Origin of the sequence: Sorangium sp. So ce385, from assembly GCF_051474135.1 — a bacterium.
Classification (GTDB): Bacteria; Myxococcota_A; Polyangia; order Polyangiales; family Polyangiaceae; genus Sorangium; species Sorangium cellulosum_D.
This window is the reverse complement of record NZ_CP150337.1, coordinates 6,123,052-6,145,404: the sequence shown is the minus strand read 5'-3', so window position 1 is coordinate 6,145,404 and position 22,353 is coordinate 6,123,052. Positions and strand designations below refer to the sequence as shown.

General features: G+C 73.3%; 19 protein-coding genes. 6 read left to right on the top strand and 13 right to left on the bottom strand.

The window, feature by feature from the left end:
• Positions 1–55: 55 nt before the first annotated feature.
• Positions 56–1,756: an apolipoprotein N-acyltransferase gene (gene lnt, locus WME83_RS22345; RefSeq protein WP_437321313.1), complete on the bottom strand. Its 1,701-nt coding sequence runs from the start codon at positions 1,754–1,756 to the stop codon at positions 56–58.
• A 337-nt stretch (positions 1,757–2,093) separates the two neighbouring features.
• Between lnt and WME83_RS22340 the strand changes: the two genes are divergently transcribed.
• Complete coding sequence (locus tag WME83_RS22340; protein ID WP_437321312.1) at positions 2,094–3,362, top strand: hybrid sensor histidine kinase/response regulator; 1,269 nt, start codon at positions 2,094–2,096, stop codon at positions 3,360–3,362.
• Entirely contained in the window at positions 3,362–4,612 is a 1,251-nt protein-coding gene (locus tag WME83_RS22335) for a cysteine desulfurase family protein (protein WP_437321311.1), read from the top strand. Before WME83_RS22340 ends, WME83_RS22335 begins: the two co-directional genes overlap by 1 nt.
• 672 nt (positions 4,613–5,284) lie before the next feature.
• On the opposite strand, the gene WME83_RS22330 is transcribed toward WME83_RS22335, so the two are convergent.
• Genes WME83_RS22330 through WME83_RS22320 form a run of 3 tightly spaced genes read right to left on the bottom strand, consistent with a single transcriptional unit; the run spans position 5,285 to position 7,599 of the window.
• Positions 5,285–6,031, bottom strand: a complete 747-nt coding sequence (locus WME83_RS22330; protein WP_437321310.1) for a TrmH family RNA methyltransferase — start codon at positions 6,029–6,031, stop codon at positions 5,285–5,287.
• 1 nt (position 6,032) lies between these two features.
• A complete protein-coding gene (gene pyrF, locus WME83_RS22325) occupies positions 6,033–6,812 on the bottom strand; it encodes an orotidine-5'-phosphate decarboxylase (RefSeq protein WP_437321309.1) in 780 nt (259 codons plus the stop codon).
• 19 nt (positions 6,813–6,831) lie between these two features.
• A complete protein-coding gene (locus WME83_RS22320; RefSeq protein WP_437321308.1) occupies positions 6,832–7,599 on the bottom strand; it encodes a hypothetical protein in 768 nt (255 codons plus the stop codon).
• Between the two features lie 453 nt (positions 7,600–8,052).
• On the opposite strand from WME83_RS22320, the gene WME83_RS22315 reads away from it, so the two are divergent.
• Complete coding sequence (locus WME83_RS22315) at positions 8,053–8,268, top strand: biotin/lipoyl-binding carrier protein (RefSeq protein ID WP_129576102.1); 216 nt, start codon at positions 8,053–8,055, stop codon at positions 8,266–8,268.
• A 70-nt stretch (positions 8,269–8,338) separates the two neighbouring features.
• On the opposite strand, the gene WME83_RS22310 is transcribed toward WME83_RS22315, so the two are convergent.
• The gene (locus WME83_RS22310; RefSeq protein WP_437321307.1) at positions 8,339–9,361 is read right to left on the bottom strand and encodes an MlaD family protein; all 1,023 of its coding nucleotides are present in this window, start codon (positions 9,359–9,361) and stop codon (positions 8,339–8,341) included.
• A gap of 161 nt (positions 9,362–9,522) precedes the next feature.
• Here WME83_RS22310 and WME83_RS22305 point away from each other — a divergent pair, with 161 nt between their 5' ends.
• Entirely contained in the window at positions 9,523–10,263 is a 741-nt protein-coding gene (locus WME83_RS22305) for an ABC transporter ATP-binding protein (RefSeq protein ID WP_437321306.1), read from the top strand.
• A 30-nt stretch (positions 10,264–10,293) separates the two neighbouring features.
• On the opposite strand, the gene WME83_RS22300 is transcribed toward WME83_RS22305, so the two are convergent.
• Together WME83_RS22300 and WME83_RS22295 are read right to left on the bottom strand one after the other, a co-directional pair.
• The gene (locus tag WME83_RS22300; protein WP_437321305.1) at positions 10,294–11,175 is read right to left on the bottom strand and encodes an MlaE family ABC transporter permease; all 882 of its coding nucleotides are present in this window, start codon (positions 11,173–11,175) and stop codon (positions 10,294–10,296) included.
• 15 nt (positions 11,176–11,190) lie between these two features.
• Complete coding sequence (locus WME83_RS22295) at positions 11,191–12,066, bottom strand: MlaE family ABC transporter permease (RefSeq protein ID WP_437321304.1); 876 nt, start codon at positions 12,064–12,066, stop codon at positions 11,191–11,193.
• A 302-nt stretch (positions 12,067–12,368) separates the two neighbouring features.
• On the opposite strand from WME83_RS22295, the gene WME83_RS22290 reads away from it, so the two are divergent.
• Positions 12,369–13,307: a DMT family transporter gene (locus WME83_RS22290; protein WP_437321303.1), complete on the top strand. Its 939-nt coding sequence runs from the start codon at positions 12,369–12,371 to the stop codon at positions 13,305–13,307.
• A gap of 25 nt (positions 13,308–13,332) precedes the next feature.
• On the opposite strand, the gene WME83_RS22285 is transcribed toward WME83_RS22290, so the two are convergent.
• From WME83_RS22285 to WME83_RS22270, 4 genes are all read right to left on the bottom strand, one after another.
• Complete coding sequence (locus tag WME83_RS22285; protein WP_437321302.1) at positions 13,333–15,081, bottom strand: cation:proton antiporter; 1,749 nt, start codon at positions 15,079–15,081, stop codon at positions 13,333–13,335.
• 107 nt (positions 15,082–15,188) lie between these two features.
• Positions 15,189–15,863, bottom strand: coding sequence for a glutathione S-transferase N-terminal domain-containing protein (locus tag WME83_RS22280; RefSeq protein WP_437321301.1), 675 nt, complete (start codon positions 15,861–15,863; stop codon positions 15,189–15,191).
• Between the two features lie 50 nt (positions 15,864–15,913).
• On the bottom strand, positions 15,914–16,876 hold the full coding sequence (locus tag WME83_RS22275) for an NAD-dependent epimerase/dehydratase family protein (RefSeq protein ID WP_437321300.1): 963 nt from the start codon (positions 16,874–16,876) through the stop codon (positions 15,914–15,916).
• A complete protein-coding gene (locus WME83_RS22270; protein WP_437321299.1) occupies positions 16,873–17,505 on the bottom strand; it encodes a class I SAM-dependent methyltransferase in 633 nt (210 codons plus the stop codon). The genes WME83_RS22275 and WME83_RS22270 overlap by 4 nt, the downstream gene beginning before the upstream one ends.
• A gap of 408 nt (positions 17,506–17,913) precedes the next feature.
• Between WME83_RS22270 and WME83_RS22265 the strand changes: the two genes are divergently transcribed.
• Positions 17,914–20,511 (top strand): S8 family serine peptidase, encoded by a 2,598-nt coding sequence (locus tag WME83_RS22265; RefSeq protein WP_437321298.1) that lies wholly within the window; start codon positions 17,914–17,916, stop codon positions 20,509–20,511.
• An 83-nt stretch (positions 20,512–20,594) separates the two neighbouring features.
• Here the strand turns inward: WME83_RS22265 and WME83_RS22260 are convergent, their stop codons facing one another.
• On the bottom strand, positions 20,595–21,722 hold the full coding sequence (locus WME83_RS22260; protein WP_437321297.1) for an RtcB family protein: 1,128 nt from the start codon (positions 21,720–21,722) through the stop codon (positions 20,595–20,597).
• Positions 21,719–22,042: a ribosome-binding factor A gene (locus tag WME83_RS22255; protein ID WP_437321296.1), complete on the bottom strand. Its 324-nt coding sequence runs from the start codon at positions 22,040–22,042 to the stop codon at positions 21,719–21,721. The genes WME83_RS22260 and WME83_RS22255 overlap by 4 nt, the downstream gene beginning before the upstream one ends.
• Positions 22,043–22,353 lie beyond the last annotated feature (311 nt).

Below are 22,353 nucleotides of genomic sequence, written 5' to 3'. Positions count from 1 at the left end.
GCGCTGCCCGCGGGCGTGCGCCCGCGCGGCGCGGCTCAGCGCGCGGCGGTGAGGCTCAGCGCGCGGCGCCGCGGAGGCGCCAGCGCTCCGGCCGCGTGAACAGCGCCATCGCGGCGCTCACGGCCGCGGCGACGTACCACGGGATGTCCTTGACCGTCCCGTAGACGGTCTGCGCGCGCATGAACCGAGCCTCGCCGAGCAGCGACTGCTCCTTGAAGGTGTCGCTGTGCACGACGACCCGGCCGACCGGGTCGACGATCGCGGAGACGCCGCTGTTCGTGGCGCGCACGAGGTAGCGGCGGTGCTCGATGGAGCGCATCTTCGCGAGCGCGAGGTGGATCCACGGCTCCGTCGTGTTGCCGAACCAGGCGTCGTTCGTGAGGTTGACGAGCAGGTCGGGGTCGCCCGCGGCGACGAGCTTGTTCACGAAGTGCGGGAGGATGTCCTCGTAGCAGATCATCGTCGCGAGCTGGTGGCCGTCCCACTCGAGCGGGGCGAGCGACGTGCCGGGGCTGAAGCGGCCCGAGTTCGGCGAGAGCGTGTAGAGGTACGGGACCGTCTCGCCGAGCGGGAGGTACTCCCCGAACGCGAGCAGGTACTGCTTGTCGTAGCGCCCGAGGATCTCGCCCCCCTCGCCGGCCATGAGCGCCGTGTTGAAGCTCACGCCGCGCTCGTTCCGATCGGCCGGGAGCCGGTGGATGACCGTGCCGACCACGGTGGGGACGCCGAGGCGGCTCGTGAGCGACCGCTGGACGTCGTTCTTGTACGACGACTCGCGGAAGGCCTGCGGCACGCCGGCCTCGCTCCACACGACGAGCCCCGCGCCCTGCTTCGCGAGCGCCCGGGTGCGGTCCACGTGGATCTTGAGCGCGTTCCGCCGGTCGAAGAGGGCGAGGTTCGGCTGGACGATCCCGATCTTGATCGGCTCGGCCGCGGCGGCGGCCGCGTCCACGGCGCGCATCCGGATCACGCCGTACACGGCCGCGAGGGCGGGGGCCGCGACGCCCACCGCGACGACCGCGCGGCGGAGCGGGCGGCCGGTTCGTCGGCCGGCGCCGGCGCCCGCGCGCGGCGCGCGATCGAGCCGGAAGGTCACCAGCTCGGCGATGGCGAGGTTGGCGGCGACCAGCACCAGTCCGACGAGGTAGGGCCCGCCGAGATCCGCGACCTGGCCCATGACCGGCGCGTTGTGGACCGAGGCGCCGTAGTACCAGGGGAAGAGCAGCGGATACACGAGCTCGCTCGTCACGAACGCGAGCGCGAACGCCACGGCGCCAGGCCACCCGCGCGCCTCGGCCCGCCCGTAGAGCCAGCCGCAGAGGGCGATCCGTCCGGCCTGGTAGGCGCAGAGGATGGCCATGAAGAGCGCGCAGAGGATCGTGGGGAATCCGCTGAACACCCGCAGCATCTCGAGCAGCCAGTAGAAGCCGGTCATCGTCATGACGAAGCCGGCGATCCAGCCGAGCAGCGCCGCGCGCCCCGGCGTCTGCCCGCGCAGCGCCACGATCAGCGGGACGAGGCCGAAGAACGAGATCGGCCAGAGGTCCATCCCGGGAAACCCGAGGAAGTAGAACAGGCCGCTGAGGGCCGCGAGCCCGTAGGAGAGGCGCGCGGCCAGCGGCCGCGCCGTGGCGCCGGCGCCCTCGCGCGGCGCGCCCGCGCCGGGAGGCGCTGCCGGCCGAGGGAGGTTTTCGGCCTCTCCGCCGCCGACGACTGCGTCGGCGGCCTCGCTCTCTTGCTGGTGCGTGGTCGTCATCGGGAGAACCGGGGGGACGAGGAGCAGCGCGCCGCCGTGACGGCGCGGTCGAACTTGAAGGGGCCGAGCATGGCGGCCCCCCGTATTGGATGGGCGCCGCCGCTCGTCAACCCGCTCGGCGCGCGCCTGGCAACCCGCTCGGCGCGCGCCTGGCACGCGCTCCGCGAGGGCCGCCGCCGGGCTCAGCGAGCGCGAAGGAACAAGCTCGTTGCAAGCGAGCGCCCCAAGCGGACGAACCGGGCCCGGATCGCGCCGGCGCGCCTGGTCATGCGGTGGAAAGTAGCGCAGAACGTGCCTGAACCCCGCCGTTCGTGACTACTATCCGCACGCAGAGCCCATGTCGAAGATACTTCACATCGAGGACGATCCCGCGAACCGCCTGCTCGTCCGCAAGCTGCTCCAGAGCGCAGGCTACGAGGTCCTCGAGGCCGCCGACGGGCTCGAAGGGGTGCGCCTCGCCTGCGCGCACCGCCCGGATCTCGTCCTCGTCGATCTGAACATCCCCGGCCTCGACGGGTTCGAGGTCACCCTGCGCCTGCGCGGCGAGGCGTCGCTCGCCGGCGTCCCGATCGTGGCGATCACCGCCGAGGGCGACCGGGACACGAGCCTCGCGGTCGGCTGCGACGGCTTCCTCCAGAAGCCGATCGACGCGCGCTCCTTCTCGGCCGTCATCGCCCGCTACCTGAGCGGCGCGCGCGAGGAGCTCCCCGCGTCGCAGGGGCCGCTCCGGCTGCGCGAGCAGAGCCAGCGCATCGTCGCCCACCTCGAGCAGAAGGTGGCCGAGCTCTCGCGCGCCAACGCCCGGCTGCGCGAGCTCGACGCCGCGCGCACCGAGTTCTACCGCAACATCTCGCACGAGCTCGCGACGCCGATGACCCCGATCGTCGGGTACGTGAAGCTGCTCGCCGACGAGGAGCTCGGCCCGCTCAACAAGGCGCAGAAGAAGGCGCTGCTCGCGATGGAGGACTGCGTGCGCAGGCTCCGGTCGCTCATCGACAACCTGCTCGACGTGACCGGCATCGAGACGGGCCGGATGCGCTTCATGCACTCGGAGTACGACTTCCTCGACACCACGCGGCGCGCCCTCGCGCAGGTGGCCGACCGCTTCGCCGAGGGGAAGGTCCAGCTCGTCGAGGATCTCCCGCGCGGCCCGCTGCCCGCGTGGGGCGACGCGGGCCGGCTGCAGCGGGCGATGATCCAGCTGTTCGAGAACGCCGCGAAGTTCACGCCGGCCGGCGGCACCGCGGGCGTGCGGGTCAGCGTGCTCCAGTCGGGGCACTACGAGCTCTGCGTCGCGGACACGGGGCCCGGGGTCAAGGCCGACCGCCAGCCGCGCATCTTCGAGCCGTTCTACCAGGTCGACGGCTCGGCCACGCGCGCCTACGGCGGCGTCGGCGTCGGGCTCGCGATCGCGCGGCGCACCGCCCGCGGGCTCGGCGGCGACGTGCGCGTCGTCTCGCCGAGCAACGAGGTCATCGAGGGCGAGTCGCTCACCGGCTCCGCGTTCTACCTGACCGTCGCCCGGCGGGCGCCCCTCCAGGACGACGGCAGCTCGCCGGGCCGGCTCGGCCCGCCCTCGTCGCCGCCCATCGATTCGTCGGCCTGATGCGCCCTGCGTCCAGCGTCATCTACCTCGACTGGAACGCCACGACGCCGCCGCACCCCGAGGTCCTGGCGGCCATGCAGGCCGCCGCCGAGGTGGCCTGGGCCAACCCGGCGAGCGTGCATGGGCCGGGGCGGCGGGCGCGCGCGTTCATCGAGCAGGCGCGGGAGGCGGTCGCCCGGCTCACCGGCTTCGACGCGCGCGACGTGACCCTCACCTCGGGCGGAACCGAGGCCAACAACCTCGCGCTCCTGCACGCCTTCGGCGACGAGGCCGGCGCGGCAGGCGCGGCAGGCGCGGCAGGCGCGACCGATGCGGGCGCGGCCGGGGGGCTGGCCGCCGGGCGGCTCCACGGCGCGCTCGTGGTCTCGCGGATCGAGCACCCGTCGGTGACCCGCGCCGCGGAGGGGCTCGCCGGCCGCGGTGTGCACGTCGCCTGGGTCGATCCCGCGCCGTCCGGCCGGGTCGCGCCGGAGGCGATCGCCGCGGCCATCGACCGGGCGGCGGCGGTCGCGCCCGTGCGGCTCGTCAGCCTCCAGGCGGTCAACCACGAGACCGGGATCGTCCAGCCGGTCGCCGAGGCCGCGGCGATCGTCCACGCCCGCGGGGCGCGGCTCCACGTGGACGCCGTCCAGGCGGTGGGGCGCCTGCCGCCCGAGGCGTGGGCCGGGGCGGATCTCGTGTCGGTCGCGGCCCACAAGATCCGCGGCCCGAAGGGGATCGGCGCCCTCGCGGTGCGGCCCGGCGTCCGGCTCCGGCCCGTCCTGCTCGGCGGCGCCCAGGAGCGCGGGCTGCGGCCCGGGACGCAGGACCCGGTGGCCGCAGCCGGCTTCGCCGTCGCCGCCCGTCGAGCGCTCGGCGCCCCCGCCCGGTACGCGGCGCTCGCCCCGCTCCGCGATCGCCTCGAGGCCGAGCTCACCCAGGTTGGGCGCGCCGCCGGCGCTTCGCCGGTCCGCAACGGGGAGGGCGCGCGCGCCCCCCACGTCGTGAACCTCTCCTGGCCCGGCTGGCGCGGCGACGAGCTCTGCGCCGCGCTCGACCTGGAGGGCGTCGCCGTGTCCAGCGGCGCGGCCTGCAGCGCCGGGACCGCCGAGCCGTCCCCGGTCCTCACCGCGATGCTCGGCCCCGACCGCGCGGCCTCCGCCGTGCGCTTCTCGATCGGCGAGGACACGACCGACGCCGACGTGGTCGAGGCCGCATTCCGCGTCGCCCGCGTGCTCTCCCGCCTCCGGTCGCTTCCAGCCGGAAGCTGAGCCGATCCAGCCGCTTACCGGGAGCCCGTCGATTCTTGAACCATCCCTCGAGCCATTCCGGATTCCCGCGCAGAAAAGGGTGAGTCCACAGGGGTAACCTCGCGCAACGACTCGTCTTTTTGAGGGGGGTGTGGATTCTTTTCGTCGATCCATTGAATGGATTGAATCGGCCGTCCTGCTGCGAGCCTGTTCAGCGATGGGCCCCCTGCTCGAATCCGCTTCAAGTGTTCCTCGTATCTATGGAAATTTGTTGCTCATTTTCCTGAAATCAGGAATGGACCTACGGCGCTTCCGGACGACCTCGGAGCGCGCGTTGCGCCGAGCCCCATCCCATTGCGGGCGATCGATCGCTCCAGGTGCCGGGGAGCCCTTGGGAATGGCCTACGGTGCGGGCCGTGCGATCACGCGGCGCGCGCGCCGCGCGCCCGCCGGGCGGCGCGCGGGCGAGGCGCGACGAGCGCAGGCGCGGGCGACGCGACGAGCGCAGGCGCGCGCGCCGCGACGAGCGCAGGCGACGCGACGGGCGCAGGCGCGCGCGCCGCGACGAGCGCAGGCGCGCGCGCCGCGACGAGCGCAGGCGACGCGACGGGCGCAGGCGCGCGCGCCGCGACGGGCGCAGGCGCGCGCGCCGCGACGGGCGCAGGCGATGCGACGAGCGCTTTCGGTCTCGGGCTACGCGCGGGGTGCGCGGCGCTGCCGGACGACCTCGTAGAGCGCGATCGCGCCGGCGACCGAGGCGTTCAGCGAGGAGATGGGGCCGGTCATCGGCAGCCGGGCCACGTGCTGGCAGACGCGGCGGACCGAGCGGCGCGTGCCCTTGTCCTCGGCGCCGATGACGATCGCGACCGGGCCGGTCAGGGGCAGCTCGCCGAGCTCGACCGGGCCCTGCGCGTCGAGCGCGATCGCGGCGACACCCCGGGCGGCGAGCGACTCCAGCGCGTCGGGCAAGGAGCGGACACGGCAGAGCCTCGCGTGCTCGATCGCGCCGGCGGACGCGCGGAACGTCGCCGGCGTGAGCGGCGCCGAGCTGTGCTCGGGCCACAGGATCGCCCGCGCGCCGAGGGCGACGGCGCTGCGGATCACCGCGCCGAAATTCTGGGGGTCCATCACGCCGTCGAGCGCCACCGTGATCGTGCCGACGCCGGGCTGGCCCTCCTCGACGACCGGGATCGCGTCGACCCCGACGATCTCTAGCTCGGGCGCCGACGCGACGGCGCCCTGGTGGCGGCCGCCGGCGCTGCGGCGATCGAGCTCGCCGCGGGGCGCGCGCTCGGTCGGGATGCCCTGACCCTCCGCGAAGCGCGCGAGCGCGTCGAGCTTCGGGCCGCCGTCGCGCTGGACGAGGACCCAGCCGATCCGGGCGCCGTGCGCGCGGATCGCCTCCCGGACGGGCTGGAGACCGTAGACGAGTCGGCTCACGTCAGCGCGGCGGGTGGAGCGTGTGCGCGATCTCCTGGACGATGGAGCGCGCGGTGGCGAGCGGATCCGCCGCGTCGCGGATCGGCCGGCCGACCACCAGGAGATCGGCGCCGGCCGAGATCGCGGCCGACGGCGTGGCGATGCGCTTCTGATCGTCGGCGCGCGCGCCGTCCTGCCCGGGGCCGAGGCGGATGCCCGGCGTCACGATGAGCTCGCCACGCCCGAGCGCCTCCCGCAGCGCCGGCACCTCCTGCGGCGAGGCGACGAACCCGTGGATGCCGGCGCCGCGCGCGAGCTGCGCCAGCCGCACCACGTGATCCGACGCGCTCCCCTGGATGCCCTGCGCGGCCAGATCGCCCGCGTCGAGCGACGTGAGCACGGTGACGGCGAGGAGGATCAGATCCTGGGAGCGCGCCGCCTCCTGCGCCGCGCGCCGCAGCATCTCGGCGCCGCCGGCCGCGTGCACGGTCAGGTAGCGGACGCCGTGCGCGGCGGCGCTCGACACCGCGCGGGCCACCGTCTCGGGGATGTCGTGCAGCTTCAGATCGAGGAAGACATCGAGGCCGAGCGACCTGCCGATCTCGATCGCGGCCGGCCCCTCGCGGACGAACAGCTCCAGGCCGACCTTGAGCACGCCGACCGAGGGGGCGACGCGGGTCGCCGCCGCCCGGGCCTCGTCGAGCGTCGCGAAGTCGAGCGGAAAGACGAGCCTGCGCCGGGCCTCGTCGAGCGAGCTGCCGCCGAGGCTCGTCCTCTGCCTGACGTAGCCGGTGTTCGTCATGCGGTGATCCCGTCCCCGATCAGAAGCAGCTGCAGAGCGGATCGCCAGGGGCGCAGTTGCAGGGTTTGCTGTTGCCGCCGCTCGCCGGCTGGCCGCCGGACGGCCGCACACCACCGCCGCCGCCGCCGCGGCGCAGCTGCTCCTGCTTCTGCTGCTCGGCCTCGAGCTGCTTCTGCAGGGCGAGGCGCGTCGCCTCGTCCTTCGCGCTCGCGAGCTGGTCGCGGAGCCCCGACATCTTGGACTCGGACTCCTTCATCTGCGCCTCGAGCCGCTTGTTCGCCTCCTCGAGCTCGCGGGCGCGCGCGGCCTCGGCCGCGATGCGCGCCTCGTTCTCCTGGGCCGACTTGACCGCAGCGACGGTGATGCCGCCGATGACCAGCACGCTGGCGACGGCGCCGCCGATGAGGAGCTTGCGCAGCTTCTTCTTCGACTCGTCCTGTTGCAGCGCCGCGAGGGAGCGCTCGTGGTGCTGCTGCGCCGCCATCGCCTCGAGCCGCGCCTTCTGCTCGGCCTCGACGCGCGCCTTCTCGATCTCGGCCTGCCGGATCGCCTCGAGCCGCGCCGCCTCCTCGCGGGCGCGCCGCTCCTCGTTGCGGCGGCGCTCCTCCTCGGTGCGGATGCGCAGCTCCTCGGCCTCGCGCGCGGCGCGCTCCGCCTCGACCCGCGCCTTCTCGGCGGCGGCGGCGGCGGCGGCCTTCTGGGCCTCTTCGGTCTTGATGCGATCCTCCTCGAGGTTCATCAGCTCCTTGAGCGAGAACAGGACCGAGCTTTCCTTCTGTTCCGACATGACCTCGTGGCTCCTTCGATCGAGCGCGTGCGGTTGGGCTACCTAGGGGCGGTGCGGAGAACCTGCAGGTCGCCCTGGGTGAGGGCACCGAGCAAGACGATTCTGACCCGCAGCGCGGCTTTCACGCAAATCTTCGCGATCACCGCGACCCTCGCGACGTCGAGGAACCGCGGGCCGCCGGCCAGATTATCGCCGTGGTGAACGGCAGGTACCAGCGGAAATCGCAGCGCTCCGTTCCTTCCACGCTTCCACGCCGTCAACGTCCGTTGTCCGCGCACCTGTGTACCCGCGCCGCCGCGCGCACCCGCGCCGCCGAGCGACCTGTACCGTCCAGAGAGGGGCTGCGGGCACGCCCGAGCAGGGAACGCCCGACACCGCGCCTCCCGAGGTCGCGGCGCCGCGCGCCACGGTCCCGTTGGATTCTCGGCGGCTCTCCGGTAGGTTCGCGCGCCCATGGCAAACGTCATCAAGGCGCACATCACCGGTACCGTGTGGAAGATCGAGGTCAAGCCGGGCGACAAGGTCGAAGAGGGGACCGTCGTCGTCATCCTCGAGTCCATGAAGATGGAGATGCCCGTCGAGGCCGAGGACGAGGGGACGGTCGAGGAGATCCTCGTCACCGAGGGGGCCGCGGTCACCGAAGGCGCCCCGCTGATCAAGCTGGCCTGACCGCCCGGGCCGGCCGGCGTCCGCGCTTTCGCGGACTTGCCCGCCGCCTCCGAGAGGGCGCGGCGGGCGCTCACTCGCGCCAGAAGAACTTCCAGGGGTTGTGCTTGAGGTCGCGGGCGAGCTCCTGGAGGTCGTCGAACAGCTGCTCGTCCATCACCAGCGCGCCCACCGTCCCCTTGCCGCGCTTGACGTGGGCGAGGACCTCCTGGGCGTCGGCGGTCGCCGACCTCGCCCTGCCCGCGATCTCGGCGATGTCGTCGAGCGTCTTCCTGATCTTCGCCTGCTCCGGCTCGCCGCCCACCGTGGTGGAGAGCCGGCGCGCGTTGGCGAGCGTCTCGCGCGCGTCCGCCATGAGCGGCGGCAGATCGCGCGCGGCCGTGCTGCTCACCTGATCCGCGTTCGCGAGGATCCGGTCGATCTGCGGGTTGTTCACGTACTTCTGCCGGGCGTCCTTCACGAGATCGGTGCCGTCGAGGCTGATCTGCTCGACGTTCTCGGCGATGCGATCGAGCCGGTCCTGGTTCCGGTGCATGAAGTCGCCGGTGCCCTTCAGCGTCTTCCGGAGCCCGTCGAACGCCTCGCCGACCTCCTCCCGGTGCTCGCGCATCGCCGTGACGGTCGCGTGCAGGAGCTCGTAGCCCTCGGCGAGGAGCATGTCGAGGCGCGGCGGATCCAGCCCCCGGACCACCGCGTTCGCCGGGAGCACCGGCCGATCGGTCGAGCCCGGCTCGATCGCGAGGAACTGCTCGCCCAGCACGCCCTGCGTCGTGACGTAGAACGTGGCGTTGTCGTGGATGCTCTGCTGGTAACGTTCCTCGATGCGCAGCAGGATGCGCACGAGCGGCTCGCGGCGGCCGTCCTTGCCGACCTGGCCGCCGCGGAAGTGGATCTCGCTGAGCTTGCCGACCTCGACCCCGGCGATCTTCACCGGCGCCCCGGTCTGGAGGCCGCCCGGGTTGTCGAACTCGACGTAGATCGAGTACTTCGGCTGGAAGTTGACCCCGCCCATCACGAGGATGAACGTGGCGAGGAGCCCGATCGCCGTGAGTATGAGGATCCCGACTTTGACCTCGATCGATCGGGGGCTTGCCATGGGTGCTTCATCTTGTCCGATCTTGCGGCAGAAGGTGAGGGAAATAGGCCGGGATCCAGCCGCGCGTCCCTGCTCGCCTCTGACGCATTGTTTCCGGCGCGCGTCGTGACGCTCCGCGCTGCCTTTGCCCTGACGCAACCGCAATTACCCCGCAGGTCGCGATGATTTCGTTCCGGAATGTCAGAAAATCCTTTGGACCCAAAGAGGTCCTCAAGGACGTCTCGTTCGACGTCGAGGACGGCGAGGTGTTCTTCATCATCGGGCAGTCGGGCGTCGGGAAGAGCGTGCTGATCAAGCACCTCGTGGGCCTGCTCTACCCGGACGGCGGGGAGATCTGGCTGGACGGCGAGGAGGTGAGCCGCTTCGACGAGGCCCGGATGTACCCGGTCCGGATGAAGTGCGCGATGGTGTTCCAGCACTCGACGCTGTTCGACTCGATGACGTGCGCCGAGAACGTCGCGCTCCCGCTCCGCAAGCACAAGGGGCTCAAGCCGAAGGAGGCGCTCGCGGAGGCGCGGCGGCGGCTCGAGCAGGTGCACATGCGCGAGTTCGGCGACCGCTTCCCGCCGGAGCTCGGCGACGGGATGCGCAAGCGCGTCGCCATCGCCCGCGCGCTCACGCTCGACCCGCGCTACGTGCTCTTCGACGAGCCGACCACGAGCCTCGACCCGGTGAGCGCGCGGCGCGTCGACAAGCTGATCCGCGAGCTCAGCGACACGCTCGGCGTGACGAGCATCGTCGTGAGCCACGATCTCGTGAGCATCTTCACCATCGCCGACCGCATCGTCATGCTCTATCAAGGGCTCGTCCGCCTCCTCGGCGATCGAGCGGTGTTCCAGGGCTCCGAGGACCCGATCGTGCGGCAGTTCATCACCGGCAGCGCGGAGGGGCCGATCGAGTGAGGCGCGACGCGGCGCGGCTGCGCGGCTCGGCTAGCGGAAGATCAGGAACGCGGCCGCCGAGATCAGCATGTTGAGGACGATGACCGCGAGCGAGGAGTTCACGACCGCCCGCGTCGTCGCCCAGCCCACGCCCTCGCTGCCGCCGAAGGTCGAGAGGCCGGAGTGGCCGGAGACCACCGGGATCGCGGCGCCGTACGCCACGCACTTGGCGAGGCCGGTGGCGAGGTCGCCCGCGTCGACGAGGCTCACGTTGATGAACGTCTCGGGGCTCACGTCGAACATGCTGTACGCGGTGACCATCCCCGTGGTGAACGCGACCGCGGCGCTCCAGACGATGAGGCACGTCGTCATGAGCAGGCTCGCGATGAACCGCGGCTTGATGAGGTAGTCGATCGGATCGGCCGCGCACATGCGCAGGGCGTCGACCTGCTCGGTCACCACCATCGAGCCGATCTCGGCGGCGATGCCGGCGCCGACGCGCGTGGCGAGCATCAGCGCGCCGATCGAGGCGGCGAGATCGCGGACGAGCAGCTCGAGGTAGGTCGCGCCGAGCATGGTCAGATCCGGGATGACCCGCTTGGCCTGCTGGCCGGCCTGAAAGACCATGATCATCCCGATGAAGCCCATCACGACCGTGAGGAAGAACAGCGATTTGTTGCCGATCTCGTACATCTGCACGAGCACGGCGCCCGGCTCGCGGCGGCCCTTCGCGCAGTAGTAAAGCGTCCTTACGAATACCGAGTAGAGCTCGCGCGCGGACGCGAGGAGGGACAGCGCGGCGCCGCCGAGCGCGGCGACGCCGGACAGCTCGGGCGCGACGTCCCGGAGCTCGCTCGAGGGGGGGCCGGTGGGGGGGCCGGTGAGGGGGCCAGCGCTCGCGCGGTCCGGGAAGCTCGGGTGGGAGGGGGGCATGCGCGGCGCCGTCGATCAGTCGAGCGTGAAGGAGACGAAGTAGTCGAGGATGAAGATGCCGGCGGCCGAGGCCACGACGGTCGCGTTGACGGCGCGGCCGACGCCGGGGGCGCCGCCGGTCACGCCGAGGCCATACTGGCAGCTGGAGAGCGCGAGGACGACGCCGAAGACGACGCTCTTGACGAGGCCGCTCATGACGTCGCCGATGCCGAGGAGCCCGCTCGTGAGGCCGTTGTAGAAGACCGCCGGGGCGACGCCGAGCAGGAGGTCGCCCGTGAACGCGGCGCCGAGCAGGGCGAGCGCGTCGGCGAAGATCGCCGAGAGCAGCAGCGTCAGCACCATCGCGAGGAAGCGCGGGGCGATGAGGAAGCTCACCGGGTCGATCGCGAGGACGCGGAGGGCGTCGATCTGCTCGGTGACGACCATGGTGCCGAGCTCCGCGGTGTTGTTGGCGCCGACGCGGCCGTTGATCATGAGCGCCGTGAGCAGCGGGGCGATCTCGCGGAGCGTGCCGAAGCCCGCGCCCCAGCCGAGCAGGCCGTGCGCGCCGAAGCGCTCCACCAGCGGCGCCGCCTGGATGACCATGATCGCGCCGGTGAAGAGCGCCGTCACGACGACGATGGGCATCGACTTGACGCCCATCCTGTAGAGGTTGCGCATGAACTCGGCGCCGTCGACGCGGAGCGTGGCCACGCGCGCCGCGATCTGCCCCGCGAGCACGGCCATGCCGCCCACCGTGGCGGCGATCTGCAGGAACGACGCGCCGAGCTCGTGCACGCCGGAGGGCTCCTGCGCGAGCGGCGCGCGCCGCCGCGGCGGGGGCGGCCCTCCGGGGGCGGGGAGCGCACCCGGGACGCGCGCGGCGGTGCCTGGGCCAGCGGGAGACGTCATCGGAACGGGGAGCTTAGCCCAAGGCCCCCGGGGAGCGCGGCCCGATCCGACGCGATCCGCGCGCGCAGCGGCCCGGACAGCTACCCAGCCGGGAGATCGTCCCCTACCTGAAAAATGCCTGCCTCGCCCTGAAGCCGTCCTGTGCGATGGCAAACGCGGACTTCCACGCGCAATGCTGGCTCGTCTCCCGCTCGAGGAGCGCGCCCGCGGGGCGGGGCCGCGGCGGCGCGGCGGCGCGGCGGCCGATGCCAGGTCTCCCGCGGGTCGACCTGTGAGCCTGTGACGACGAGAGACGCGATTCCATGTCCCAATCCGAGCGCGCACACACCTTGACCGGCGAGCTGCCGACTGGCCTCCTCGACGATGGCCGGACGTTCGCCGTCCTCTCCGCGGCGACGTTCGCGCTGAAGGCGATCTTCGTGAAGCTCGCCTACGCCGCGCACCCGATCGACGCGGTGTCGCTGCTGGCGCTGCGGATGGGCATCGCGCTGCCGTTCTTCCTGTGGCTCGCCCGGAGGGAGCGCGGCGAGGCCGCCGAGCGCATGACGCCCCGCCTCTGGGGCGGCGTGCTGCTCGTCGGCTTCCTCGGGTACTACCTGTCCAGCCTGTTCGACTTCATCGGGCTCACGTACATCAGCACCGGCCTCGAGCGCCTGATCCTGTTCGTGTATCCGACGCTCGTGCTCCTGATCGGCGCGGTGTGGCTGAAGCAGCCGGTGCGCGCCAAGGCCTGGGGAGCGCTCGCCGTGTGCTACCTCGGCCTCGCGGCGGCCGTCTGGCACGATCTCGAGCAAACCGGGGACGCGCGGGTCGTCGCCGTCGGCGGAGCGTGGGTGTTCGCGAGCGCGGTGACCTACGCGCTCTATTACATCGGCGTCGGCAAGCTCGCCTCCAGGGTAGGCTCGACGCGCCTCGCCGCGTATTGCGGGGCGACCTCGTGCGTGATGGTGCTCGCGCACTACGCGGCGACGGGGAGCCCCGCGCGGCTGGCGGAGCTCCCGGCCGCGGTGTGGTGGTACGCGGCGGCGATGGCGACGATCAGCACGGTGCTCCCCATCGTCCTGCTCGCGGCGGCGATCCGGCGGCTCGGCGCGGGCCGGGCCGCGACGTTCTCGACGCTCGGCCCGGTGCTCACGATCGCGTTCTCCTGGGTCATCCTGGGCGAGCCGTTCGCGTGGCAGCAGGTCGTCGGGCTCGCGCTGGTCGTCGGCGGCGTGACCTCGCTCGGCAAATCGCGCTGAGCCGGACCGCCGCCCCGCCGCGGGATCACCCCGCGGGCGCCGCGGGCTGGGGCTCCGGGGCGCTGGTGCCGAAGAGCTCGCTCCGGACGCGCTCGCGCTCGCGCTCCACCTGCTCGGCCGTCGCGCCGAGCCGCACGAGGAGGCGCTCGGTCATCGAGAACGCGACCTCGGCCTCGCCGGTCACGACGACGTCCGCGCCCGCCTTCTTCAGCGCGGACACCTCGCGCATGTAGAAGGCGCGGGCGAGGACGAACAGCCCGGGATTGAGGCCCTTCGCCTGCTCGATCACCCCGTCCCCGGACGGACCCGCCGACGTGAACAGCAGGCTGTCCGCCGTCCCGACCCCGGCGCGCTCGAGGATCTCCCGCTGCGTCGCGTCGCCGTAGATCGCGCGGATGCCCTGGCTCTGCAGGTGCTTCACCGTGTCGAGGTTCAGCTCGACGACCGTGGGCTCGATGCCGTTCTCCCGGAGCAGGCGGGTCAGCGTCCGCCCGACCGGGCCGTAGCCCACGACGACCGTGCGGTGCGCGCTCTCGTCCACCGGCGCGGGCTCCGCGCCGGCCTGCGCGGCGGCGCCGCCGCGCAGGAGGAGCGCCGACGTCGATCGCGCCATGCGATCGCGGAGGCTGAAGAGCAGGGGGTTCAAGGTGATCGACGCGATCGACGCGACGACGAGCGCCTGCGAGGCCTCGTCGGGCATGATGCCGAGCTGCCGGCCGAGCGTCGCGAGGATGAACGAGAACTCCCCGATCTGCGCGAGCGACAGGGCCACGGCGAAGGCGGTCTGGAGGGGGCGGCGGAGCAGCACGACGACGAAGAGCGCGGCGAGCGGCTTGCCGATCAGCACCACGGCGAGCGTCGCCGCGGCGACCGGCCAGCCGATGGCGAGCTGCGCGGGGTTGAGGAGCATGCCGACCGAGACGAAGAACAGCACGGCGAACGCGTCGCGCATCGGCAGCGCCTCCGAGGCGGCGCGCGAGCTGAAGTCGGACTGGCCGACGACGAGGCCGCCCAGGAAGGCGCCGAGCGCCATCGACGAGCCGAAGAGCGTCGCCGAGCCGACGGCGACGCCGAGCGCGACGACGAGCACCGTCAGCGTGAAGAGCTCCCGCGAGCCGGTCTTCGCCACGTACCCGAGCAGCGTGGGGATGACGCGCTGCCCGACGATGAAGACGAAGGCCACGAGCCCGGCGAGCTTGAGCACCGCGATGCCCACGGACAACGCGATCCCCGTCGCGCCCGCGCCGGCGTCCTCGCCGAGCAGGGCCGGGAGCAGCACGAGCACCAGCACGGTGAAGACGTCCTCGAGCACGAGCCAGCCGATGGCGAGGTGGCCGGCCGGGGTGTGCAGGACGTGGCTGTCGCTGAGGACGCGCGTGAGCACGACGGTGCTCGCCACGGAGATGGCGATGCCGAAGACGATCGACGCGGCCCACGACCAGCCCGCGGCGCGGCCGACGAGGCCCCCGAGCGCGGTGGCGACGGCGATCTGGATGAGGGCGCCCGGCACGGCGACCTTGCGCACGGCGAGGAGCTCGCGGACGTGGAATTGCAGGCCGACCCCGAACATCAGCAGGATGACCCCGATCTCGGCGAGCTGATCCGCGAGCCCCTTGTGGGCGACGAACCCCGGCGTGAAGGGGCCGACGAGGATGCCGGCCAGCAGGTAACCCACGATGGGCGACAGCCTCAGCCGCTGGGTGATGAAGCCAAACGCGAGGGCGGCGGTGAGCCCGCCCGTGAGCGTGAGGATCAGGTCGAGTTCGTGCGGCATGGCCGCGTCTAGTAGCGCTTCTCGCCGCCGGCCGCAGCCGTTACCGCGCGACGCGGCGGCGGAACCTGCGCGACATCGCCACCGTCGCGCCCGCGGCGTGCCGGCCCCTACTTGCCCACGACGCCGATCGCCTCGTACGCCTCGATGATGTGCGGCTCCTCCCTGGCCTTCGCGATCCACTCCTGCATCGCGGGGAGGGCCAGGATCGACGCAACGTAGCGCTGAGAGACCGCGTCGAGCTCGACCCCATACGTGTCGAAGCGCGTCGCGACCGGCGCGTACATCGCGTCCGCGACGCTGAAGCGGCCGAACAGGAACTCGCCGCCCTGGCCGAAGCGAGAGCGGCAGTCGTTCCAGATCGCTTGGACGCGCGCGATGTCCTGCGACGCGGCCTCGGTGATCGCCACGCCCTGGATCTTGCGCCGCACGTTCATCGGCAGCGCGGTGCGGAGCGCGGCGAAGCTGCTCGCCATCTCGGCGCTCACCGCCCGCGCGACGGCGCGCGCGTCGCGCGCCTCCGGCCAGAGCTTCGCCTCGGGGAAGCTCTCCGCCACGTACTCGGCGATCGCGAGCGACTCCCAGATCGTGAGCGACCCGTGCTTCAGGGCCGGCACCTTGCCCGAGGGCGAGTGGCGCTGGATCTCCGGGGTGCGGACGCCCGGCGCCCGGAGCGGGATCACCACCTCGTCGAACGCGGCGCCGGCGTGCTTCAGGGCGAGCCAGGGCCGGAGCGACCACGAGGAATAGGACCTGTTTCCGATGTACAGAGTGAGCTCAGCCATGCGCGGAGTCTACCACCGCGGCGCGCACGGGCGCGCCGCCGCCCGGGCCCTCACCCCGCCGGCTCGCCCCCGAACACCTCGCTCGCCAGCACCTCCACCGCCATGCGCACGGCCTCGTCGCTCGTGTGGCGCACCCGGAAGCCCAGCGCGGCGAGCTTGCCCGGATCCATCCGCGATCGCGGCACGTCGCCGGGCCACCCGCGTTCGCCGCCCTGATACCGGATCACCGCGTCGGGATAGGGCGACGCCGCCACGCACAGCTCCGCGATGCGGGAGACGCTCGTCGCGTCCTCGGGCGCGAGGTTGAAGATGTTGAGCCGCTCCCCGGCGCGATCGAAGCCGAACAGGATCCCCTCCGCGCAGTCGCGGACGTCGAGGTAGGGCTTCGACTGGCGCCCGTCGCCGAGCACCTCGAGCTCGGTGCGGCGGTCGCGGAGCTTCTTCAGGAAATCGAGCGCCGCGCCGTGGGTCCCGCGCGGGCCGACCACGTTGCCGAAGCGGTAGATCCACGCGGTGAGGCCGAAGCACTCGACATAGGCGCTGATGAGCGCCTCGCCCGCGAGCTTGCTCGCGCCGTAGAGCGAGATCGGCAGGGCGCCGAGATCGCCCTCGGCGCACCGCCGCGCGGTGTCGCCGTAGACCGTCCCGGAGGACGAGAAGATCAGCCGGCTCACCCCCGTGCGCCGCATCGCCTCGAGCACGTTGTACGTCGCGATCGTCCCCTGCTCGAGATCGAGCCGCGTTCGCGCGAGCCCCCAGCGCGCCTCCGGGTTCGCGGCGAGGTGCACGACGAGGTCGTGGCCCGCCATGGCCTCGGTGAGGCGCTCGAGGTCGAGGGCGTCCGCCTCGACGAGCGTCGCGCGCCCGGAGGCGAGGTGCGAGGCCACGAACGCGCGGCGCCCGACCGAGAGGTTGTCGTACAGGGTCACGGGGCCGCGCTCGACGAGGCGATCGGTGAGGTGGCTCCCGATGAACCCGGCGCCGCCGACGACGAACGACCTGAGCCCGGTCATCGCCCGCCTCCCTCGGCCAGGCGCTCGACCCGCGCCGCGAACTGCAGCCGATCCTGCGTCACCAGGCGGAACGGCATGTCGTGGATCCGGAGCGGCCACTCGAGGCCGGTGATGCGCCCGCCGGCGCCGCGCACGAGCTCGACGAGCTCGCCCGGCGTGAAGTAGGTGCCGCGCACCTCGACGCCCGGCGCGGCGTTGCCGACGAGGTCCATGAGGAGCAGGACCTTGTCCGAGACCGGGCCGAACCGGAAGTGGTCCTTGAGCGCGACGACGCGCGCGGCGACCCGGAGCGCCTCCGCGAGCAGCGCGGCGGGGCGCGCGCAGTGGTGCAGCACGTCCGAGAGGAGCACCGCCTCGAACGACCCGTCGGGGAAGGGGAGGCGCTCGCCGTCGTACGCGACGACCGGGAGCGCCGCGCCGGGGCGCGCCTTCACGTCGACGCCGACGACGCGCTGCGCGCCCACCCGGCGCGCGACCTCGAGCGCGACCGTCCCGTCGCCCGCGCCCACGTCGAGCAGCGACGACGCGCGGCCCACCTGCGCGGCCAGCGCCCGCGCGACGCGGCCCACGCGCGGCACGTGGACCAGGCGATGATGCAAGGAGAACAGGGCGCGCGCGAGGACCGTCATTCCACATCCGAGCCCTGGCGCCGTCCGCGCCGGAGAGCCGCGCGACCCTAGAACACCGATCACGTCAAAATCCAGAGAAAATCGGCAGATGGGGAGAGGACCGCAAAGGCGCAAGGGACGCGAGGGGCAGGGGGAACAAATTTTATCTCTGTATGCCCGACGCGAAAGGAGGGCTGACCCAAAACAACCAATCTTCCAGGGCCCGCGGCGATGATGTCGTGAGGCGCTACGCCCGGCGCGAAAGGAGGGCTGACCCGAAACGGCCGCTCTTCCAGGGTCTACGACGATGACGTGGTGAGGCTCGCTCTCAGAGGCGTTCTCGCCGCGCTCTCGCTTGACCGATTCGCGCCATCGAACATAGCTGACTCAATGATCGGCACGCGCGGAACAGGGCTACTGAAATACGGTGTGCGCTGGTTCGGTCTGGCTTGCCTCCACATCGCTCTTTCAGGGTGCAGCGGAGAGCTTGGAGTCGAGGGGGCGGGCCAGAACAACGCCCCTCCGGACGGCGCGGCGGCGGGCGAGGCGACGTTCGCGCCCGAGGAGCCGACGGAGCTCTGGTTCGTGGAGCTCGAGGGCGCGCCGGCCGCGAGGAGCGGCGGGCGCGCGCGCGTGAAGGGCCTCGCCGAGGAGGAGCGGGCGCTCTTCCGGCGGGCGGCCGTGGAGCGCGGGCTCCGGTACACGCTCCGGTTCTCGTTCGAGGAGCTCTGGAACGGCCTCTCCGTTCGCGTCGCGCGCGGGGGCTCCGTCGCGCTCTCCGAGATGCCCGGGGTCAAGGCCGTCTACCCCGTCGTGCCCGTGGAGCTCGACGTCGCGCGCGCCGCGACCGCGGTCGATCCGGACCTCGCCGTCGCGAGCGACATGTCGGGCGCGGACCTCGTGCGCCGCGACCTCGGCGTGACCGGCGAGGGCATCCGCGTCGGCGTGATCGACAGCGGCGTCGACTACCATCACCCCGATCTCGGCGGCTGCTTCGGCCAGGGCTGCCGCGTGGCGTTCGGCCACGACTTCGTCGGCGACGACTTCGTCCCCAGCGACGCGAGCAAGCCGCCGGCGCCCGACGGCGACCCCGACGATTGCCTGGGCCACGGCACGCACGTCGCCGGCATCATCGGGGCGAACGGGATCGTGCAGGGCGTGGCGCCGGGCGTGACCTTCGGCGCCTACCGCGTGTTCGGCTGCCGCGGCGGATCGCGCGCCGACATCATCCTCAAGGCGATGGAGCGGGCCGCCGAGGACGGCATGCACGTCGTCAACATCAGCATCGGAACACCGTTCCAGTGGCCCGACTACCCGACCGCGGCCGCGGCGACCGCGCTCGTCGCGCGGGGCGTCGTGGTCGTCGCGTCGATCGGCAACAGCGGCGAGAAGGGGCTCTGGGCCGCGGGCGCGCCCGGCGTGGGCGAGGCCGTCATCGGCGCAGCGTCGATCGACGGCACCCGCGTGACCCGCCTGTCGTTCACCGTGGCGCCGGGCAACGCGGCGATCGGCTACACGCGCGCGGAGGGGAGCCCGCCCCCGCCGCTCTCGGGGAGCGCACCCCTCGCGCGCACCGGGACGCCCGCGAGCGCGCGCGACGCGTGCGACGAGCTCCCCGCGGGCAGCCTCGCCGGCAAGATCGCGCTCGTCCGGCGCGGCGGCTGCCCCTTCCACGAGAAGGCCGCGCGCGCGCAGGCCGCGGGCGCGGCCGGCGTCGTGATCTACAACGACCGCGGCGGGGTGATGAACCCGTCGGTCGCGGCGGGCGGCCCGATCTCGATCCCGGTGGTGGGGATCGCGCAGGCCGACGGCGAGCTGCTGAGCGCGCGCCTCGACGCGGGGCCGCTGACCCACAGCTGGACCGATCGGGCCGTGGCCGCGCAGAGCAGCACGGCGGGCCTCATCTCCGGCTTCAGCTCGCACGGCCTGAGCGCGGCGCTCTCCTTCAAGCCCGACCTCGCCGCGCCCGGCGGCGCGATCTACTCGACGGTCCCGGTCGAGCAGGGCTCGTACGACACGCTCAGCGGCACGTCGATGGCGGCGCCGCACGTGGCGGGCGCCGTCGCGCTGCTTCTCGACGCGCGCCCGGAGCTCTCGGCGCCGCGCGTGCGCGACGTCCTGCAGAACAGCGCCGTCCCCGCGCCGCGGAGCGGCGATCCGAGCGGGCAGGTGCCCGAGGGAGCGCACCGGCAGGGGGCGGGGGTGATCCGCGTCGACCGGGCGATCCGCGCGACGACCGTGATCAGCCCCGGCAAGCTCGCGCTCGGCGAGAGCGCAGCCGGCCCCGCCGCACGCACGCTGACGCTCGAGAACGCGGCCGCGCACGACGTCACCTACGACCTGTCGCACGCGCCCGCCGCGTGCGCGACCGGCGGCGATCACTGGAGGCCGACGAGCGCGACGGCCGGCGCCGCGGTCGTCGCTTTCAGCGCCACGAGCGTCACCGTGCCCGCCCGCGGGCGCGCGACCGTCACCGTCACGGTCAGGGCGAGCGACGCGCTCGCGGACGGAGGCCTGTTCGGCGGCTACCTCGTGTTCACCCCGCGGGGCGGCGCGGCCGACGGCCCGCTGCGGGTGCCGTACGCGGGCTTCAAGGGCGACTACCAGAGCGTCCCAGTCCTCAAGCTGTCGGGCAGCGAGGCGCCGTGGCTCGGCAAGCTGAGCGGGACGCGCATGGTCCCGCAGCGGAGCGGCGCGACCTACACGCTGGCGTCGGACGACGTGCCGTACGTGATGGTCCACTTCGACCACGGCGCGGAGCGCGTGACCCTCGACGTTGTCGAGGCCGCGACCGCGAAGCCGTGGGGGCGCGCGCTCTCGCTCTCGCACGTCGGCCAGAGCTCGTCGGCGACGGCGGTCACGCGGTACGGATGGAAGGGCACGACGAAGCTCGACGGGCGGCCGACCGTCGTCCCGGACGGGGACTATCGGATCAAGCTCCGCGCGCTCAGGGCGCTCGGCGATCCGGACAACGAGGCGCACTGGGACACGTGGACGTCGCCCGTCTTCACGCTCGATCGGCCGTGAGCGTCGCGCTCACGGCGCCTTGTACGAGCGGCCGTGAGCGTCGCGCTCACGGCGCCTTGTACGAGCGGCCGTGAGCGTCGCGCTCACGGCGCCTTGTAGACGAGCACCGGCCGGAGCCGGCGGACGACGCGCACGAGCGCGCGTTGCGCCCGCATGACCGCGCCGATGTCCTTGTAAGCCGAGGGCGCCTCCTCGCGGAGCCGGTCGGCGAGGCGATGATCGAACCACACGCCCTCGGCCTCCCGCAGCAGCTGCCGCGCGCCGATGCGGCGGCGCGCCTCGCCCCGGGGCAGCGCGCGCCCGGCGCCGTGCGCCGACGACCCGAGCGCGTCGGGGTGGCCGCGCCCCGCCACGTGGAAGCTCGGGCTCCCCATCGACCCGGGCACGACGCCCAGCTCGCCCTCGCGGAGCCCCATGGCGCCCTTGCGGTGCACCCAGAGCGCGCGCCCGCCGTGCTCCTCGCGCCGGACGTGGTTGTGATCGACCTCGATGCGCGACGGCGCGTCGACCTCGACACCGAACAGCTCGCCGAAGAGCCCCGCGGCCTCGGCCGCCATCCGGGCGCGGCTCGCCCGCGCGTAGCTCGCGGCCCACGCCGCGTCGGCGAGGTACGCGCGCCCGGCCTCGCTGTCGGCCTCGAGGAAGCGGACCCCCGAGGGATCGCGCGCCGCGAGCGCCTCGTGGTGCTCCCGGATCGCCGGCCCCATGGCGCGCGAGCCGCTGTGCAGGAGCAGCCACAGCGCGCCCTCCTCGTCGCGCTGCACCTCCAGGAAATGGTTTCCGCGGCCGAGCGTGCCGAGCTCCATGCGGCCCTCGCGGCGCTTCATCGCCTCGAGCCGCGGCGCGCCGAGCCGCGCCTCGGCGAGGTCGTCCGGCAGCGGCGGGGCGCCGGCGGCCGGGTGCAGGACGTGCGGGACGCGGCGGCAGAGCCCCGAGAGGAGCCGCGCCGCGCGGTCGCGATCCGCGAGCAGATCGGCGCCCGCGCGGAGCCGCAGCGCGACCATGCCGCACCCGATGTCGCCGCCGACCGCCGCCGGGAGGAGGCGGCGCGTCGTGGCGGTCACCGTGCCGACGCACACGTCGTCGGCCACGTGCGCGTCGGGCATCACCGCGACGTGCGCGACGTCCTCGGTGCGCGCGAGCCGCGCGAGCGAGGCGTCGAGCGCCGCGCCCGCGCCGTCCGGGAGCCACGCGGCGATGCGCGCGCTCACGGCTCCTCCTCCGGCGGCATCACCTGGAAGGCGAGCGTCGGCGCGCGCTTGCGCGTGATCGCCCCCGCCACCTCGGCGCGCACGTAGCCGGCCACCCGCGCGAGCCGCGCCGCCGCCGCGTCCGGCGGCGTGCCCGGCCCGACCTGCACGACCACAGCGAGCCGGCTCGCGTCGGGCGCCGGCTCCACCTGTACCACCCAGACGTCCTGCAGGACGTCATCGCGGAGCGCGGCGAGCGCGTCGCTCACCGCCTCCTGCACCTGACGGCAGAGCTGGCGCTCCTTGCGCTGCGCCTTCCGCGCCGCCGTCCCACCGAACAACGAACCTGCATCCACGACGGAGCGCGCGTCTTCGCGGCTCCGCGATCGATCCTTGCCCATGCCATGCTCCCGAGGGCGCGGCGACGCACCCACGCGTCTGCCGCGCGGTTTCCAGCGACACGCGAGATGAGCTCGGGGATGTGAGCCTCGCTGGCGCGCTCAGCGGCGCGTCAGACCGAGGCTCGTCGATGCAATCGGGCGCATGGCGGGCCTCCTTCGCTGCGAAGGGTGCACGAGCGAGGGCAGGCGCGCAAGGCGCGCGCGGCCGCGCTTCCGCGGGCCCCGCGCGCCTGCCGCTCCGGCGCTCGGCG